Consider the following 17,082-nt stretch of genomic DNA (forward strand, 5'->3'; position numbering starts at 1 on the left):
GCGTCGGTCAGCAAATGTCCGCCACAGAGACAAGCCCTGTTCTCGTCAACGGAGAGTCCGACTCATGAACCGACGCGCCACTCCCGCCAGCGCTCTGGCAGCTCTCGCAGTCGCCACCATCGGTTTGAGCGCCTGCACGGGTACATCCACCACTAGCCCCGACCAGACCTCAAAGACCGCCACCACGACGCCAGCAAGCGAACTCGCCACGGCAACTAGTACGTTAGCGGAGCAGACGTTCGCGATGACCATGACTGTGAAGATCGACGGTACGGACGCGCGGCTCACCGGCGCCATGGACCCGGCTCATAAACGGGGCGCCTTTACCGCCACCACCGACGTCGACGGTCGACGCTCTGTTCAGGAGTGGCGCCTCATCGGGAGCGATATCTATCTCAAGACCAACACGCCGGCCTTGCCGGGTACCAGTGCCAAGCCTTGGCGACGAATCGATGCCAAAGCCTCCGGCGGCAATCTAGCGGATGGCCTCAACGGCGCTAAGATCGCAGACCCACTCCGTCACGCTACGGCCGTCCAGCGCACGGGCAAGGGACACTACAGCGGGTCGATCACCGCGGCATCGCTGTCCGGATTCCTTGACTCGTCCGCCTCGAGCTCTGGTCCAAGCGCTCCGACGAGCGCCCAGGTGAACTTCGCGGCCGAAGTCGACGGCCAGCATCGTCTGACCCGCTTCCATCTCGACGTGCCGCGTGCCAAAGGCGGCACGTACCCAATCGACATCGTCTACTCGGGTTTCGGTGAGTCGGTCGACGTGCAAGCACCGCCAGCTGACCAGGTCGCCGACAGCGCGGGCTGAGCGATTGCTCGGCGAGATTCGGGGTCCGCACCACCCGCGAGGCGATCCTGGCCTACCTGCGGCGAAAGGCACCGTCGGTCGAACCACCCTCTACCCGAGTACTACCGCCTGTGGCGGCAATGTTGCAGCTTGCCGTCAACCTAGACGCTGCCTAAGACCTCTTGCAGCTTGCGAGGGCGCCGTTGCGGGTCCCTCCCCCGTGGAATGCGCAACGGCGCCCGAACTACGATCGACAGTGACCGGGATGCTGGCTCTTTCTGGCTAATCACTAAATTGTTCATCTCCGGGCCAGCAAATGCCTTACTTCGCCGTCTCAGCAGCAGAAGTCGGTCGGTCAGCGGCTCGTGACGTCCAGACTGTACGCCGAGCCAGCGCGATCAACGATTCAGCCAGACAATTGGCTTCGACGATTGCAGACCCGTTGGGCGTCAGAACGCTCACTACCCCGCAGCGGTGGCAATACCAGGACAGCCGCCAAAGGCTACGCGCACGAGCAATCAACGATCGACCAGCATCGAGCTCGCCGCGACGCGCTCGCGGCAAGCTGCCGAATCCAGCGGCCACTACAGCAAGCAGAGCAGCGCCGCACCACGCGCCCGCCGATCCGGGCGACGCCAACGCGAGCTGTAAGCACCACAGCACACTCAGCGCTCCTATTCCACCGGCAACAGCCGGACCTGTCGTTGGCCGACGTATCGTCGGCGGAGCCAGCGCGCTTGCCAAAGCCGTCGTCTGAAGTGCCCTGGTGTCAACAGGTACGACATAGCCGTAGCGATCGATCGCTGCGCCGCGTACCAGTGCGCTCGACTTGCCGTCACGAACGACTGCTCCTACCTGCGCGAGCTGGTCCACCGCACCGCATCGCAGGCACGTCGGCTTCGTTAGCCGCGACGGCTGAATCGTCCCACTTTTCACCATCCCAACCCCGTTCCTAGCTGGCCCTCAAAACAATGAAAACCATCCAAAGAATATCGCAAATCGCATCATTAGTCGAATCGAGAATTGGCCGGGTCGTTGCCCGGCAATTGTGTGATCCCGAGTCCCGAAATCGACGCACGCGACGACGCCATCGCGACACTCACCGACCTCCTCGCGACACCCATCCCGGAGGCAGCACCAGCCACTGACCCAGGCGACGCTCAACGTCGACCCCTAGAACAACGCCGCGACTCACTTCGCCAACGACTCCGCGAACTGTCGCAGCAGCGAACCTTGCTGGACGCTCAGACCCGAGGAGAAAACGGATACCGAAGCGCGGCGCTAGGCGGCGCCAGCAGACTACAAAGCCTCGACCTGATGCCCAACCAGGACGAGCACGATCACGCATCCTGCCCGATGTGCGGAAGCGAACTCTCCGAGCCGGACCCCGAGGTCGCAGAACTACAACAGACACTGGACGACCTGCGCAGCCAACTCCGCGCAGTCGACACGGCACGCCCACGGCGCATAGCGGCCCTCACCGAACTCGACCGCCTCGCCGACACCGCCCGGCAAGAACTTCGCACCACCGAGAGTGCAATCGACGGCTTACGTGCAGCTAAAAACGCCCTCGATGGATCACGAAGACTCGCAGAAACCCAGGCTTTCACCAAAGGTCGCATCGACCTGTACCTCAACCGAATTCGCCGAGCCGGCGATGACGGCCAACTCGCCGACCTCCGGATTCGGCGGCAGCTCGCCGAACGCGCAGTCGAGCGTCTTGCCGCCGAGCTCGACCCGGACGAAGAACGCGAACAACTCACCTCCCGCCTGCTGGCCATCGCGGACGACATGACACGCTGGGCCGACCAGCTTCACCTCGAACACCGCGGCCGCAACGTCCGGCTCGATCCCAGTCGCCTCACGGTCGTCACCGACACCGAGGCTGGGCCAGCACCATTGTTTCGTATCGGCAGCGCCGAAAACTGGATCGGCTACCACTTGGTCGCCCACCTTGCACTACATCGCTTCTTCGTGCGGCAGAACCGACCTGTGCCGCATCTGCTCATGCTTGATCAACCGACCCAGGCCTACTACCCGTCTGAAGTGGAACAACGCGACGGAGTGCCCAGCGACAACGACGACCGCGCCGCGGTTCGGCGACTCCTCCCACTGGCGGTCCTACGTGACGCCGATGGACAGGACACGTCGCCGCGACAGCGCCTTCGGCAACCGCATCCTGTACGGGCAGGCCCTTCTAGCGACCGCCCCTCAGGGTCTCGACGACGGGGGAAACCGGCTCTCGCAGGGGTTGGCCCGGGCGGCTTGACTGCCCTGATCCGGGAAGGCCGGCGGGAGAGGGACACCACCGATGACCCCTGCTGGCACAAGATCACCGGTGCTCCCGGTGGGAGCACGGGATGAGCGCCAGAGCCACGAACAGCCACAACCCGATACAGATTTGACGGTCCCATATCCGGACAGATATACTTTTACCAGGTCAGCGACCGGATAGCTGGAGGGGTTCAATCCCCCTCCGGACACCAGTTTCGGTGGAAAATCACCGATCTGGCGGGTTTTCACGGAGCCAGGTGTAGACCCGATGAGCGTCTATGCGCAAAAAGAAGATCAATCGTCAGGCCATTGGTTGATGGCCTGACCTTTGGCGTTTCCCGGGTGCGAGCGTCCGGGGTGTGCCGACGATGAGCGGCGTGAGTTCGTCGACCGGCTCGGGTGCGGGGCGTCACGAGCGGATGATCGGCGCGTTGGTGCCGCCGGCGACCCGGCGCGTATCGCCGGCGGTGCCGTTGGTGGACGCGATGCTGCCGAGACTGGCGTTGCCGACGGACGTCGGGCCAGGATCGGTGTTGCTCGATCAGGCCCGGCTGGATGCTTCGGGCCGGTTCTCGGCCCGGAACCTGTTACGGGTGTTGTCCTGGCTGCCCGGTCATCGTGTTGACGCCGCTGTGGCCGGCGAGGCCGTGGTGTTCGGCGGTTCCGAGACCGGCCGCCAGCAGGTGGGCAGCCGGGGTGAGCTCACAGTGCCCGCGGCGGCCCGGTCGCTGGCCGGGTTCGACCGCGGTGCACCCGTGGTCCTGGTCGCCGTCGCCGATCGGGACCTGCTGATCGTGCACAGCCACGCGCTGCTGGTCCGTCTGCTGGTCGAGTTCTACGCCGCGGAGCACGGCGATGACCGTTGATCCCCGCCGCGTCGCCGCAGCCCACGCTTTACTGGCCCAGCTCGGCGTCAGCGTCGAGGACCTGCAGGCCGCACCGGCCGAAGTGCCGGCGATGCCGACCGTAGCGCAGTACCTGCCACGAGTTCAGGCGGCCGCGAGCCCGTCGTCGTGCCGCACCTACGGCACCTACTGGGCCCGGATGGTCCAGGCGTGGGGCGACTGGCCGCTCGACACGGTCGCAGCCACCGATGTGGAAGCGTTGCAACGTGACTGCGCGGCGAGCGCACTTCGACGAGCCAACGGCCGCGGCGGCCGGCACGCGGGAGAAAACGTGATCAGCGCGGCGCGGGCGTTCTTCACCCGGGCAATTGCCGACGGATTCATCGCCGTCGGCGCGAGCCCGGCGCATCAGGTCAGCAAACCACGCCGGCTGCCCAGCCACCGCCGGGCGCTGACCGCCCGGGAACTCGCCGACATCAACACGGTGGCGCGCACGAGCGGCAATGATGTGGTGCTCGACGCGTTGCTGCTGCGCTTGCATACCGAGACCGCGTGCCGTCGTGGAGGTGCTCTCGCGTTGCGGTTGATCGACCTCGACGTCAGGCAGGGGTTGGTGCGGCTGCGGGAGAAAGGCGAAACTCTTCGCTGGCAACCGATCACTCTGGACCTGGCCGCCCGGCTGTTGGAACACGCTGCTGCTCGCGGCGCGGCGCTGCCCGGAGATCAACTGCTGCGTTTCCGCAACGGCAGCGGGCTGACGTCGCGCCGCTACGACCAGATGTGGAAACGGATCGGCCAGCGGCTGCCGTGGGTCGCCGCGCAGAACGTGTCCACCCACTGGCTACGACACACCACATTGACCTGGGTAGAACGCAACTTCAGCTACGGCATCGCCCGCGCCTACGCCGGGCATACCGACAACACCGGGCCAGCCACCACCACCTACATCAAAGCCGACCTGCAAGCCGTCGCCACCGCACTCGCCGCCCTCACCGGGCAGCCGCATCCACTCGCGACGACGCTCGAGGAACTCGGCTTCCGTGGCTAATGACATGATCAGCGTCGCGTGTTCAAGCTGACGCAACACCACGACAAACTCGAATATGTCACCGCCTGGGTGCGTCAGTGCGTGCCGTGCTGCCGTGCTGCCGTGCTGCCGTGCTGCCGTGCTGCCGTGCTGCCGTGCTGCCGTGCGACGGTATCGGCCACGTTCCGATGGGTGCCGGCCAGGCCGCGGGTGTCGAGCACGCCCGCGTACGGCTTGGTGCTGTCCGGCTTGACGAGCGGCCCGCGGCGTACCCAGACATCGGCCGGGCGGATCAGGTAGTTGGTGGTCAGGACGGTCGCCGCGTGGGCGAGCAGGAACTCCAGAATCCGGTGCAGCTTCTCGCTGTTACGCGAGTACCGGCTCAGAGCCGAGCTGCACAGCAGGAAGTCACCTTCCGCCGCCTTCTCCAACAGGTCCACCAGGCCCTTGTCGAAGCGGGGGTCGATCGCGCTGAATACAGTGATGCCGTCGTCGTCGGCACAAGGCGCCGTGACCACCTCGTCGCCGGACGGCAGATCCAGTATCGGGGCCACGGGCAGTCGTAGCGGGCCGCGGCCGCCGTCGGCGAAGGTGTCGGTCAGCGCGTCCAGGCACGCCCACGCGCGCGGGTATCGCTCGGCCAGCCCGGCGAACGGATTCGGACCCGGCAGGTCGACGGGTTGACGGCGGCGGGCGGCCAGCAGGTGGGAGAGCGGGCCGGCCGCGTACTGAGTCGCCGGGATGATCCCGCCGTGCAACGGGCCGTCGTGGTGGGCCTGTGGTTGCGGATGACCTCGTCCAGGTCCGCCCGGCGTTGGCGGCCTGCGCAGAGCCGGCCTCGTGACGCAGCACCTGGACGAGTCCCCGTAGTTGAGCATCGGTCAGGCCGGTGTTGAGGCCGATGGTGAATTGCGACCGCAGGTGTGACTCCGTGCGCTTGAGCGTGGCCAGCGCGGCGATGTCGCCACTTCCCGGCTGCGCCAGTCGAGATTGTCGCCGCTGAAGATGTCACCGAACAGGTGCGCCTTGAGGAACTCATCGATCGCCGGTGCGAAGTCGAACATGGGCCCGGTGGCGGGGGCGCGGGTCAACTCAGTCTGGTTCGCGGTGCCGAGCGCGAGGATGCCCGTACCGTCGGGCAACAGACTCGTCCCCGGACCGCTCTCGTCCTTGATGCCCTTGTCCTCGCGTTGCTCCAGCACGGTCATGAACGTGCCGATGCCGTTGAGACTGCGGGAAAAACCGGCGTAGGCGTACATCTGCACCAACACCTCCTTGACCTGGTTCACCGTCACACCAGCGTCCAGGCCCTGGTTCAGCGCCGTCGTCAGCCGGGGCACGTCACCGCCGGCGGTGAACGCGCCGATCATGGGGATCGCGGCATTCTGGTCGTTCAGCGCGCCGGTCTGCTGGGGTCACCGGCAGGAGACTGTCAGAGCCCGACGGTCTGGCCGCCGTCGACGACCAGCGCGTGGCCGACGGTGAACGCGCCCAGGTCGGAGCACAGCCACAGCACCGCGGAGGCGATCTCCTCGGGCCGTCCCATCCGCCCGACCGGTTCCTGGCCGATCACGCGCTGCCGGCCCGCCTCGGTGCCGCCGGAGAAGCGGTCCATCATCGGGGTCTCGATGATGCCGGGGCAGACCGCGTTGACCCGCACCCCGGCGGCCGCGTAGTCCAGGGCGGCGGCTTTGGTGAGCCCGATGACCGCGTGCTTGGACGCGGCGTAGGCGCTCTGCCCGGCGATGCCGATCACGCCCGCACCGGAGGAGGTGTTCCGATCGCGCCGCCGCAGCCGGTCGCGAGCATGGCCGGGACCTCGTGCTTCATGCCGTAGAAGACGCCGCGCAGGTTGATGTCGAGGATGCGGTTCCAGTCCTGGTCGCTGATCTCGTGCAGCGGCGCGACGGGCTGTTCGACGCCGGCGTTGTTGAACGCGAAGTCCAGCCGGCCGAACTGCCGCACCGCTGCTGCCACCGCGGCTGCGACGTCGTCGCTGCGGGTCACGTCGCACAGCACCGGCAGCGCCTGCCCGCCCTGGTCCTCGATCAACCGGGCGGTCTCGTACAGGTCCTTCTCCGATTTGTCGGACGCCGTGACAGCGGCGCCCTGCGCGGCGAAGGCCAGCGCCGTGGCGCGGCCGATACCGCTGCCCGCGCCGGTGATGAAAGCAACCCGGCCGGAGAACTGTTCGGTCCTCGTGTCGGTCATGGTGCGTCGTCCTCTCCGTAGTGGAGGTCTGCTCCAGCTGCTGGGGTTGATCGCCGCTCGCTGGCATCGGTCCCGTCACACTGCCGGGCAGAGGGAATTCACGGGAGCCGGCCGCTCGATGACGATCACGATGGCGGAGTCGGTATGCGGCGGACCTGCGGACATTGGGGGGATCCATGGAAGTGACATCAACGCGATGGCCGCAGCGAACATCACTTCATACCGGGGTCACACGCACGTCCCGGTCCCTTCTTGGCGGACGGGTAGTGACCCAAGGCGGCGAATCGGCTGCGGGCGCAACAGGGCCTTGACGGCGCGGCGCTCATCCATGGCCTGATAGCCCTCGGCGGCTCGGTCGAGGGGCAGGTCGAGGTCGAAGACCCGGCCCGGGTCGATGGTGCGGTCGCCGATCAGCTCCATCAGGTCGGGCAGGAACCGGCGTACCGGGGCGGGACCGCCGTGCAGGTGCACCAGGGCGCCGAACAGCTCCATGCCAGGAAGGGCCACGTCGTGGGTGACGCCCACGAAGCCGACGTGCCCACCGTGGCGGGCCGAGTTGATGGCCTGCATCATCGACTGCTGGGTGCCGACGGCCTCGACGACCGAGTGTGCGCCCAGCCCGCCGGTCAGCTCCTTGATCCGCTCGATGCCCTCGTCGCCGCGCTCGGTGACGATGTCGGTGGCACCGAACTCGAGGGCCAGCTTCTGCCGCGACTCGTGGCGGCTCATCGCGATGATCCGCTCGGCGCCCAGCTGCTTGGCGGCCAGGACCGCGAGCAGGCCGACGGCGCCGTCACCGACGACCGCGACGGTCTTGCCCGGTCCGGCCTCGGCGGCGACCGCGGCGAACCAGCCGGTGCCCAGCACATCAGAGGCGGCCAGGTAGCCGGCGATGAGATCGGCGGGTGGTACCTCGGGGTGGCGACCAAGGTGCCGTCGGCGAGGGGGATCCGCGCGTACTGCGCCTGGGTGCCGACGGTACCCATCAGGACCCGGTGGATACAGCCGGACTGGTAGCCGGCCCGGCAGATCTCGCACGTGTTGTCGGAGGCCCAGAACGAGCCGACGACGGACTGACCCGGCTTGAGGGTGCGGACCTCGCTGCCGACTTCCTGGACGATGCCGACGTACTCGTGACCCATCGGCGTCGCCCCGTCCAGCTTTTCGATGCCCCGGTACGGCCACAGGTCGGAGCCGCACGCGCAGGCCGCCGACACCTTGATGATCCCGTCGGTGGGCTGTTCGATCCGCGGGTCCGGACGGTCCTCGACACGGACATCGCCCGGGCCGTGCATGACAACACCACGCATGACGAATCTCCTCGCGATCGTGTTTCTGTACCTCCAGCACACCGCGTCGGTGTCGCGCGGGGAAGTTTCTGCTGATAGGTGTACCGGCAGAGCACGGCAACCAGGTTTAGAACCGGCCAGATCCCACGCGGGACGCCGACGGCACGAATCGGTAGCCCGTGTCGCGCAGCAGGCCGCCGGACCGGCCATCAGCTCAGAATGTTCTGCGGCGTCGTTGCGCCCCGGGCCAGCATGAGCAGCCCGACCATGGACAGGACGGCACCGCCGACCATGATCAGCGCCATCGGCACCGCGGTGTGTTCACCGCCCAGCCCGGCGATCGGGGCGATGGTCCCGGCGGCGACCCACTGGACGAACCCGAGGACCGCCGACCCGGTGCCGGGGTGCTCCGGCACCTCGGCCGACGCCAGTGCGCCGCCGTTGGCGATCATCAGCCCTTGGGCGGTCATCAGCACGAAGAAACAGCCGACGGCGAGCAGCAGCGGCGTGCCAAACCACCACGCGCCGGCCAGCATCACGACACCGGCCGCGAGCGCGGCCACCTGACCGACGAGGATGACCTTGCGGGTGGCGACCCGGCCCGCCAGCCGGGCGGCGACCAGCGCGGCCACGGTCATGCCGGCCGCGTTGGCCGCGAAGTCGGCCGAATAGGCGATCGGTGACATCCCGTTCATCGACTGCAGCACGAACGCCGACGTGGCGACGTAGGCGAACAACGCCGCCATGGCCGAGCCGGTGACCAGCAGGTAGCCGACGTAGCGGCGGTTGGCCAGCACCTGGCGCCCGGCGACTGCGAAGGCCCGCAGACCGCCGCTGTGCCGTTTGTCCGGGGGCAGGGACTCCGGCACGGCGACCAGCACCGCGATCAGCATCGCCACGCCCATGGCCGCGACGGTCCAGAACGACACCCGCCAATGCGACAACTGCAAGATGACCGCGCCGAGCAGCGGCCCGGCGATCGGGGCGACCCCGCCGACCCCGGCGATGACGTTCAGCACCCGTACGAGGCGGTCACCGGTGGCGAGGTCCACGATGATCGCCCGGCCGATCACCATCGCCCAACCGCCGGTGAAGCCCTGCACCAGCCGCGCCACCATCATCACCCCGATCGACGGGGTGAGAGCACACACGATCGAGGCGACCGTCATCAGCACCAGCGCGGCGAGCAACGGCCGGCGCCGGCCGCGTTGATCCGACACCGGCCCGCCGATCAACTGCCCCAGGGCCATGCCGACGAAGAACGTGGTCAGGGTCAGCTGCACCTGCGTCGCCGACGCGGACAGATCACCGGCGACCCGCGGGAACGCCGGCACATACATGTCGGTCGCCAGCGGCGCGATCGCGGTCAGAAAGACCACCGTGGCGATCAGCCCGGAAGTCAGCGCGACCCGGCGGCGGGCGACGGGCAGCGCGGGGTTGGACGTCAAGAGAGGCACCCGACAAGCACACCCTCATCCGGGGCCGTCAGGAAGTCACCGACGATGGATGCACCAGCAGTACATCCTTCAGGCGCGGATGGGCGGACCTCCCGAGGCGGCCTGTAGTCCCAGGCCGGTGCGACGTTCGCTCGGCGCCGCACTACCCGGCCTCGCGGAGCCGCTCCTTGAGGTGGATGTCATTGCGGTTGCTGTGCGGTGGGCTCCGCAGCATGAGGCTGCGACGGTGCGGGTCGGGCCAGGAGCAGAACGATGAGGACGCCGATGAGGACGAAGACGGCGTAGCCGGCGGCGATCTGCACCAGGCTGAACGTGGTGGTGAGGCGACCGGCGATCAGGCTCGGGATGCCGGCGCTGCTGTAGTTGAGAGGAACACTGTCGCCAGCAGACCGGCGCGGTCGGCCGGACCGGTGCCGGCGAGCAGGCTACGCATGCCGCCGGTCTGGGCGACGCCCAGCGTGACCCCCGCGAGCAGGCTCACGGCCAGGAACGGCCCGATCGCCGCCGCGCCCAGGGTGACCAGGATTCCGCCTACACACAACGCGTAGGCGAGGGCACCGAGGCGCATGGCGCGGTCCGGGCGCAGCCGTGCGGTCAGCGGGCCACCGAGCAGGGCGAGCACGGTGAACGAGCCGAACACCGCGCCGGCTGTCAGCGACGCCGGGGAATGGAGTTGTTGCAGGGCGATGGAGGGTCCGAAGGCCTGGTAGAAACCGCCGAGTGACCAGGTGGCCAGGATCAGCCCGGCCATGGTCAGCAGCGGGCGGCCGGCACCGGCCGGGACGTGCACCCTGGGACGTAGCGAGCCGGCCGCTTGCCGCAGAGTGGTGCGGGTGACGGTTTCCGGGCTCAGCACGATCAGAACTACCGCGGCCAGCAACAGAGCGAGCACCAAGGAGTAGGTCAGATGCCGGGGTGCCGGCGCCTGGTCCACGAGCGCGCCGGACAGCAATGCACCCAGCGGGATGCCGAGCATCGGGGCGGCGCTGGTCACTGCTGCCGGTAGCCAGCGCGGGTGTTCGGGTGCGGAGTCGACGACGAACGCGCCCAGCGCGCTGGAGGCCAGTCCGGTGGCCAGGCCTTGCAGGGCCCGGCCGGTAGCGAGCGGGGCGAGCCCGTCGACGCCGAGCAGTATGACCAGCCCGAGCGCCGAACTGGTCAGCGCGCCGGCACCGACCAGGCGCCCGAGATGGTCCGACAGCCGGCCGAAGACGAGCAGCGAGACGGCGGCCGCCGCCAGGTAGACCGCGGTGACCACGGACAGATCCGCGTTCGTCAGCCCGTCGTGGGCTCGGTAGAGGTTGTACAGCGGTATCGGCGTACCCGCGGAGACGAAGATCAGCACGAACGAGGCGGACGCGACCACGAACCCGGCGGTACGCGACAGCCGACGCGCCGCGGTGTGAGAAGCGATGGCGGTGGACGTGGCCGGTCCCTTCCGAGTGATGGATGCTAACCGCGCACGACAGACGTCGATCGCCGGCACGGTGCAGGGAGATGCACGCTGAACGAGCAAACGCACTCGCCGGGCGCCGAGGAAGTCCCTGACGATGGGTGTACTGGCAGGGCATCGCAGGACGACCGGGGTCGTCGTACCGTCGAGGGCATGGACAATCGAGCCGAGGTCCGCGAGTTCCTCACCACGCGCCGCGCGAAGATCAGCCCGGAACAGGCCGGTCTGCCCGTCTCCGGGCAGCGCCGGGTGCCCGGGCTGCGCCGCAGCGAGGTCGCCGCCCTGGCCGGGATGAGCGTCGAGTATTACGCCAAACTCGAACGCGGCACCCTCGCCGGGGTCTCCCCCGGCGTCCTGGACGCGATCGCCCGCACCCTGCGGCTCGACGACGCCGAACGCGCCCACCTGATGCGCCTCGCCCACGAGGCCGACGGCAGCAACGCCGTCCTGCGCCCGCACCGCCGGCCCAAGCAGTGGCAGGTGCGGCCCAGCCTGCAATGGTCGCTGGACGCCATCACCGCCGGCCCGGCCATCGTCGTCAACAACCGCCAGGACCTGCTCGCCGCCAATCACCTCGGCCGCGCCATGTACAGCGACGTCTACGCCGACCCCACCCGGCCACCGAACTTCGGCCGGTTCACCTTCCTCGACAGCGCCGCCCGCCGCTTCTACCCCAACTTCGACGTCGCCGCCGACATGACCGTCGCGAACCTGCGCACCGCCGCCGGTAAAGACCCCCACGACAAAGGCCTGCACGACCTCGTCGGTGAACTGTCCACCCGCAGCGACGACTTCCGCCGCCGCTGGAGCGCCCACAACGTGCGCACCCACGGCACCGGCGTCAAAACCTTCCACCACCACGTCGTCGGCGACCTCGAACTCGCCTACGAAAGCATGGATCTGCGGGCCGAACCCGACCTGACCATGACCCTGTACGCGGCGCAGCCCGCCTCCCCCACCGAAGACGCCCTGCGACTGCTCGCCTCCTGGGCGGCCTCCAACCAGACCGACACCGCCGACGGGCGGCTCACCACCCGCTGACCTGCGATGCCCGCGACCGCATGGCAGCCGCGCCCAGTTTGAAGGAGCACCATGACCACGATCGCCATCATCGGCGCCGGCCGAGGTCTGGGCGCCGCCGTCGCCCGCACGTTCGGGGCCGAGGGCTTCGCTGTTGCCCTTATCTCGCGCAACCAGCAACACGTCGACGAACTCGCCGCAGACCTGACCGGCAACGGTGTCAACGCTCGCGGGTATGCCGCTGACGTCCGCGACCCGAAGTCCCTGACCGCCGCCCTGGACCGGGCCGCGCAGGACCTCGGTTCGATCGAAGTCCTCGAATACAGCCCGCTGCCGCAGACGGAATTCCTGCGCCCGGTCCTGGAAACCACCATGGACGACCTGGCCGCCGCCATCGAGTTCTCCGTTTACGGTCCGGTCACCGCGGTCGGACATGTGCTGCCTGGCATGCGGGCCCTCGGCCGGGGATCGATCCTGTTCGTCAACGGCGGCTCCGGCGCACGCCCCAACCCGAAAGTCGCCGGCACCTCCATCGCCTTCGCCGGCGAGGCCGCCTACGCCCGGATGCTGCACGACACCCTCGAATTCGAGAGCATCCAGGTCGGGCAGCTGATCATCCCCGGCGCGATCCAACCCAGACATCCCACGCATGATCCGGACATCCTTGCCGGCCGGCTTTGGCACCTGCACACACATCCCGCTGAGTTCCGGGTCTTCGCCGACGAGATGCCGCCTACCACCTGATTCCGCCTGTCGACTACCGGCCGATGACCGGGCGCGCCGACCGCTTCGCCAAGACCCCCGACCTCCGCGTCCCCGTCCCCCGGTCACCGGTCGCGCAGGTCGTTGCGTTTAGCGGCCGCTCTGTCAGTCGATGAGGGTGCCTCCGTCGACGACGACGATGCTGCCGGTCATGTAGCTTGCGGCGTCACTGGCGAGGAAGAATGCGACCTTCGCGATGTCGTCGGGTTCGCCGAGCCGGCGCATCGCGATGTGGCTGGTGATCTGTTTGACGTTCTCGGTTGACGAGTCGTCCATGGCGTCGACGCCGGGGGTACGGATCAGTCCGGGGGCGATGCCGTTCACGCGGATGTTGAACTTGGCGAGGTTGAGTGCGAGTGATTTCGTGAGCATGACGACACCGCCCTTGGAGGCGTCGTAGGTCTCGAAGTCGATGTTCGGCTTGTACCCGCCGATGGAAGCCAGGTTAACGATCGTGCCGGCTCGCTGCTGAGCGCGTAGGGCACGTACGAAGGACTGGCTCTGGAACATCATGCCGCGCTCAAGGCGCGAGTAGTAGTCGCAGGTGATCCCGGCCAGCAGGGCCACCTCAGCGCGGCGCAGCCCGGGAACGCGGCGAGTGCCGCCGAAGGACGGTAACCCGGCCTTGTCGGGGGTAAGCCTGGCACGCCGGGAGGCCAGGAACTGGCGAACGTCGTCCTGGGTGTCCATGACAGCCACGCTACGGCCGTGGATGCCCGGCCAAGGAGGCCCTGTCAGTACATGCATCGACAGGCCCTCCCACCGGTACGCCCGAGCGTGTTCCATAGAGCGTGAGACCCGGACCGGTGAACGTCGTCGCTGGTCAACAACGTTCGCGCGACCCTGCGGTAGTTCGCACCGAGGAGCACATCATGGAACTTCAGCCCGTCCGTCAGACTGTCAAGACGCCCGCTTCGTGGTTCACCGGCGACGTCTACATGACCCCCATCTACAACGGGACCGGCCCGTCGCGGATGACTGCCGCCCTCGTGCGGTTCACGCCCGGCGCCCGCTCGAACTGGCACTTCCACGCGGTCGGCCAGACCCTGCACGTCCACGAGGGCGTCGGCCTGGTCGGCACCCGGGACGGCTCAGTCCTGCGCATCCACGCCGGCGAGACGGTCATCTGCCCGCCCGACGAGCAGCACTGGCACGGCGCCGCCGCCGACACGTTCATGAGCCACTTCGCGCTGCTGGAGAACAAGCCGGACGGCAGCGACCCCACCACCTGGCTCGAGCCGGTCACCGACGAGCAGTACGAGCAGGCCAACAAGAGCTGACCGCCGCCCCGCCGGATCGCACTATCCACGCAAGGAGGAGGACAATGGCTGACGAATTCGAGTTGGACCCGCGCCTGCAGGCGACGGCGACCATCGCGGCATTCACCGCCGCGGGGCAACTGTCACAGCTGCGTCAGGCCCTCACCGACGGCCTCGACGCCGGACTGACCATCAGCGAGATCACCGAAGTCCTGGTCCAGATGTACGCCTACGCGGGCTTCCCTCGCAGCCTCAACGGCCTCGGCACGTTCATGGCCCTGCTCGAGCAGCGCCGCGCGGACGGCATCAGCGACCCGGCCGGCATACAGCCCACCCCGCTGCCTACCGGCACGAACATCCTGCAGGTCGGCACCGAGAACCAGACCAAGCTCGCCGGCGCCCCGGTGACCGGCGCCCTGTTCGATTTCGCGCCGGCCATCGACCAGTTCCTCAAAACGCACCTGTTCGGCGACATCTTCACCCGCGACAACCTCGACTGGCAGAGCCGGGAAATCGCCACCGTCGCAGCACTGGCCACCCTCGACGGCGTCGAGTCCCAGCTGCAGTCCCACGTCGGTATCGCCCTCAACACCGGAGTGAGCGAGGCGAACCTGCGAGGACTGATCTCGACATTGCGAGCCCGCGTCGGACAACAGCAGGCCGACCGCGCCGGCGCCATCGTCGACGAGGTGCTGGCCAACAAGGCCGCCTGACATTCCACCGCTTCCGCCTTTCAGCAACAGGAGATCAAAACCCATGCGTGCCACCCTCATGTACGCCGCCGGTGACGTCCGCGTCGAGACCCTTCCCGACCCCACCATCCAGAAGCCGACCGACGCGATCGTGCGCGTCGTGCGCGCCTGTGTCTGTGGTAGTGACCTGCACCCGTTCCACGACCTGCCCGCCCAGGAGCAGGGGATGCAGATGGGTCACGAGTTCCTCGGCATCGTCGAGGGGGCCGGCTCCGACGTGGCCGGCGTCAAGGTCGGTGACCTGGTCGTCGCATCGTTTTCCTACCAGGACAACACCTGCGAATTCTGCCGCGCCGGCGTGCAGACCGCCTGCGTCCACGTCGGCTTCTTCAGTGCCGCCCAGGCCGAACTGATCCGCGTCCCCCTCGCCGACGGCACCCTCGTCAAGCTGCCCGTCGGCACCGACTCGGAGCTACTGCCCTCGCTGCTGACCCTCGCCGACGTCTACGGCACCGGCTACCACGCCGCCAAACGCGCCAACGTCACCGCCGGGGACACCGTCGCGGTCATCGGCGACGGCGCGGTCGGTCTGCTCGCCGTACTCTCGGCCAAGCAACTGGGCGCCGAGCGCATCATCCTGATGGGACGCCACAAGGCCCGTACCGATCTGGGCCTGGAATTCGGCGCCACCGACGTCGTAGCCGAGCGCGGCGAGGAAGGCATCACCACAGTCCGCGACCTCACCGACGGCGGAGCCCTGAAAGTCCTGGAAGCCGTCGGGCACCGGCCCGCGTACGACCAGGCCGTCGGCATCGTCCGCGCCGGCGGGGTCATCAGCCGCGTCGGCGTCCCGCAGTACGACGAGGCACCGGTCGGCTTCGCCAGCCTGTTCGGCCGCAACATCACCCTCAACGGCGGCCCGGCCCCCGTACGCGCCTACATCGACGAGCTGATGCCCGGCATCCTCAACGGCACCGTCAACCCCGGCAAAGTCTTCGACCGCAGCGTCTCACTCGACGAGGTGCCCGCCGCCTACCAGGCCATGGACGACCGCGAGGCCCTCAAGGTCCTCATCGCACTCTGACCACAGCGAACACGACGGACCCGCAACGGGCACCATGTCGGGGCGTCGCGCGTGCCCGCGTAGCGAAGGAACGTAAAAGCAATGACCACAACCGTCACTCTCAACAACGGTGTCGTGCTGCCCTCACTGGGCTTCGGCGTCTATCAGACCCGCCCGAGCAGACCGTCACCACCGTGCAGACGGCGTTGGAGTCGGCTACCGGCACATCGGCACCGCGGCCGCGTACGGCAACGAACGTGAGGTCGGTGAAGCGATCCGCCCGAACCAGCCGGTGCCCAGCACGTCGGCGGCCGCCAGCAGCGACGGGATCAGGTCCTCGTCCGGCAGCGACGGGGTCGCCACCAGGGTGCCGTCGGCCCACGGCACCCGCAGGTATTCGGCCTGGGCGCCGCCCGTGCCGACCGGGCTCGACGTGGATGCAGCGGCTCTGGTATCCGACCTGGCGGATCTCGCACGTGTTGTCGGAGGCCATGAACGAGCCGACCACGAACTGCCCCGGCTTGATCGCGGTACCTCGCTGCCGACCTGTTCGACGATGCCCACGACTCGTGACCCATCGGGGTGCACCCTCCTGCTTCTGAGTGCCACGGTTGGGCCACAGGTCGGAGCCGCACGCGCACGGGGCCGACACCTTGATGATCGCGTCGGTCGGACGCCTCGACCTCGGCTTCGAGGCCCTGCCGATTCCCGCCGACCCCGGCCTCCCGCTCACCGCCTACACCGCCGAATCCGGCGCCCCCGCCTCCGACGCGCTGCGGCTGCTGGCCAGCTGGGCCGCGGCTACCGCATCCTCCGACGCCTCCGGCGACCGACCGTAGATGAAGAACCGCGGCGGGGGGGGGGCGGGCGGGGGGGGGGGGGGGGGGTGCGACGCGGCCCCCCGGCGGGGGGGCGCGGGGCGTATGTGGCTGTC

At 68.3% G+C, this 17,082-nt stretch carries 19 protein-coding genes and 2 pseudogenes; 10 read left to right on the top strand and 11 right to left on the bottom strand.

From position 1 onward, the window contains the following. Positions 1-64: 64 nt before the first annotated feature. The 4 genes from AB0M88_RS38890 to AB0M88_RS38905 all read left to right on the top strand — a co-directional run bounded on the left by AB0M88_RS38890 (position 65) and on the right by AB0M88_RS38905 (position 4,963). Positions 65-817 (top strand): hypothetical protein, encoded by a 753-nt coding sequence (locus AB0M88_RS38890; RefSeq protein WP_364110853.1) that lies wholly within the window; start codon positions 65-67, stop codon positions 815-817. 1,296 nt (positions 818-2,113) lie between these two features. Next, positions 2,114-3,160: a DUF3732 domain-containing protein gene (locus tag AB0M88_RS38895; RefSeq protein ID WP_364110854.1), complete on the top strand. Its 1,047-nt coding sequence runs from the start codon at positions 2,114-2,116 to the stop codon at positions 3,158-3,160. Positions 3,161-3,447: 287 nt separating this feature from the next. Continuing rightward, positions 3,448-3,936, top strand: coding sequence for a hypothetical protein (locus AB0M88_RS38900; protein ID WP_364110855.1), 489 nt, complete (start codon positions 3,448-3,450; stop codon positions 3,934-3,936). Further along, positions 3,926-4,963 (top strand): site-specific integrase, encoded by a 1,038-nt coding sequence (locus AB0M88_RS38905; RefSeq protein ID WP_364110856.1) that lies wholly within the window; start codon positions 3,926-3,928, stop codon positions 4,961-4,963. Before AB0M88_RS38900 ends, AB0M88_RS38905 begins: the two co-directional genes overlap by 11 nt. Before the next feature lie 74 nt (positions 4,964-5,037). Here AB0M88_RS38905 and AB0M88_RS38910 read toward each other — a convergent pair whose 3' ends face one another. The 8 genes and pseudogenes from AB0M88_RS38910 to AB0M88_RS38945 all read right to left on the bottom strand — a co-directional run bounded on the left by AB0M88_RS38910 (position 5,038) and on the right by AB0M88_RS38945 (position 11,265). Continuing rightward, positions 5,038-5,700, bottom strand: a complete 663-nt coding sequence (locus AB0M88_RS38910) for a recombinase family protein (RefSeq protein ID WP_364110857.1) — start codon at positions 5,698-5,700, stop codon at positions 5,038-5,040. Between the two features lie 123 nt (positions 5,701-5,823). After that, positions 5,824-6,312, bottom strand: coding sequence for a hypothetical protein (locus AB0M88_RS38915; protein WP_364110858.1), 489 nt, complete (start codon positions 6,310-6,312; stop codon positions 5,824-5,826). A 62-nt stretch (positions 6,313-6,374) separates the two neighbouring features. Next, the gene (locus AB0M88_RS38920; protein ID WP_364110859.1) at positions 6,375-6,698 is read right to left on the bottom strand and encodes an SDR family oxidoreductase; all 324 of its coding nucleotides are present in this window, start codon (positions 6,696-6,698) and stop codon (positions 6,375-6,377) included. Continuing rightward, entirely contained in the window at positions 6,695-7,153 is a 459-nt protein-coding gene (locus AB0M88_RS38925) for an SDR family NAD(P)-dependent oxidoreductase (protein WP_364110860.1), read from the bottom strand. The genes AB0M88_RS38920 and AB0M88_RS38925 overlap by 4 nt, the downstream gene beginning before the upstream one ends. Before the next feature lie 228 nt (positions 7,154-7,381). Next, complete coding sequence (locus AB0M88_RS38930; RefSeq protein WP_364110861.1) at positions 7,382-8,020, bottom strand: zinc-binding dehydrogenase; 639 nt, start codon at positions 8,018-8,020, stop codon at positions 7,382-7,384. A gap of 137 nt (positions 8,021-8,157) precedes the next feature. Next, positions 8,158-8,652 (bottom strand): annotated as a pseudogene (locus AB0M88_RS38935) (alcohol dehydrogenase catalytic domain-containing protein); the annotation flags it as partial. Beyond that, on the bottom strand, positions 8,652-9,899 hold the full coding sequence (locus AB0M88_RS38940; protein WP_364110862.1) for a multidrug effflux MFS transporter: 1,248 nt from the start codon (positions 9,897-9,899) through the stop codon (positions 8,652-8,654). The gene AB0M88_RS38940 and the pseudogene AB0M88_RS38935, both read right to left, overlap by 1 nt. Before the next feature lie 334 nt (positions 9,900-10,233). Beyond that, complete coding sequence (locus AB0M88_RS38945) at positions 10,234-11,265, bottom strand: MFS transporter (protein WP_364110863.1); 1,032 nt, start codon at positions 11,263-11,265, stop codon at positions 10,234-10,236. Between the two features lie 240 nt (positions 11,266-11,505). Between AB0M88_RS38945 and AB0M88_RS38950 the strand changes: the two genes are divergently transcribed. Together AB0M88_RS38950 and AB0M88_RS38955 are read left to right on the top strand one after the other, a co-directional pair. Continuing rightward, positions 11,506-12,393, top strand: a complete 888-nt coding sequence (locus AB0M88_RS38950) for a helix-turn-helix transcriptional regulator (RefSeq protein ID WP_364110864.1) — start codon at positions 11,506-11,508, stop codon at positions 12,391-12,393. A 51-nt stretch (positions 12,394-12,444) separates the two neighbouring features. Next, positions 12,445-13,116: an SDR family NAD(P)-dependent oxidoreductase gene (locus AB0M88_RS38955; RefSeq protein WP_364110865.1), complete on the top strand. Its 672-nt coding sequence runs from the start codon at positions 12,445-12,447 to the stop codon at positions 13,114-13,116. A 123-nt stretch (positions 13,117-13,239) separates the two neighbouring features. Here the strand turns inward: AB0M88_RS38955 and AB0M88_RS38960 are convergent, their stop codons facing one another. Beyond that, positions 13,240-13,824, bottom strand: coding sequence for an SDR family oxidoreductase (locus AB0M88_RS38960; RefSeq protein ID WP_364110866.1), 585 nt, complete (start codon positions 13,822-13,824; stop codon positions 13,240-13,242). Between the two features lie 182 nt (positions 13,825-14,006). Between AB0M88_RS38960 and AB0M88_RS38965 the strand changes: the two genes are divergently transcribed. From AB0M88_RS38965 to AB0M88_RS38975, 3 genes are read left to right on the top strand one after another with little or no spacing between them, the layout of a single operon-like run. After that, positions 14,007-14,414, top strand: a complete 408-nt coding sequence (locus AB0M88_RS38965; RefSeq protein ID WP_364110867.1) for a cupin domain-containing protein — start codon at positions 14,007-14,009, stop codon at positions 14,412-14,414. Between the two features lie 44 nt (positions 14,415-14,458). After that, entirely contained in the window at positions 14,459-15,106 is a 648-nt protein-coding gene (locus tag AB0M88_RS38970; RefSeq protein WP_364110868.1) for a carboxymuconolactone decarboxylase family protein, read from the top strand. Between the two features lie 43 nt (positions 15,107-15,149). After that, entirely contained in the window at positions 15,150-16,169 is a 1,020-nt protein-coding gene (locus tag AB0M88_RS38975; protein WP_364110869.1) for an alcohol dehydrogenase catalytic domain-containing protein, read from the top strand. Between the two features lie 195 nt (positions 16,170-16,364). On the opposite strand, the gene AB0M88_RS38980 is transcribed toward AB0M88_RS38975, so the two are convergent. Together AB0M88_RS38980 and AB0M88_RS38985 are read right to left on the bottom strand one after the other, a co-directional pair. Next, on the bottom strand, positions 16,365-16,535 hold the full coding sequence (locus tag AB0M88_RS38980) for a hypothetical protein (protein ID WP_364110873.1): 171 nt from the start codon (positions 16,533-16,535) through the stop codon (positions 16,365-16,367). 103 nt (positions 16,536-16,638) lie between these two features. Next, a pseudogene (locus AB0M88_RS38985) lies at positions 16,639-16,881 on the bottom strand (hypothetical protein); the annotation flags it as partial. On the opposite strand from AB0M88_RS38985, the gene AB0M88_RS38990 reads away from it, so the two are divergent. Next, on the top strand, positions 16,805-16,987 hold the full coding sequence (locus AB0M88_RS38990; RefSeq protein ID WP_364110870.1) for a hypothetical protein: 183 nt from the start codon (positions 16,805-16,807) through the stop codon (positions 16,985-16,987). The pseudogene AB0M88_RS38985 and the gene AB0M88_RS38990 sit on opposite strands and share 77 nt — an antisense overlap. Positions 16,988-17,082: the final 95 nt, after the last annotated feature.

The organism is Actinoplanes sp. NPDC051411, from assembly GCF_040682075.1.
Classification (GTDB): Bacteria; Actinomycetota; Actinomycetes; order Mycobacteriales; family Micromonosporaceae; genus Actinoplanes.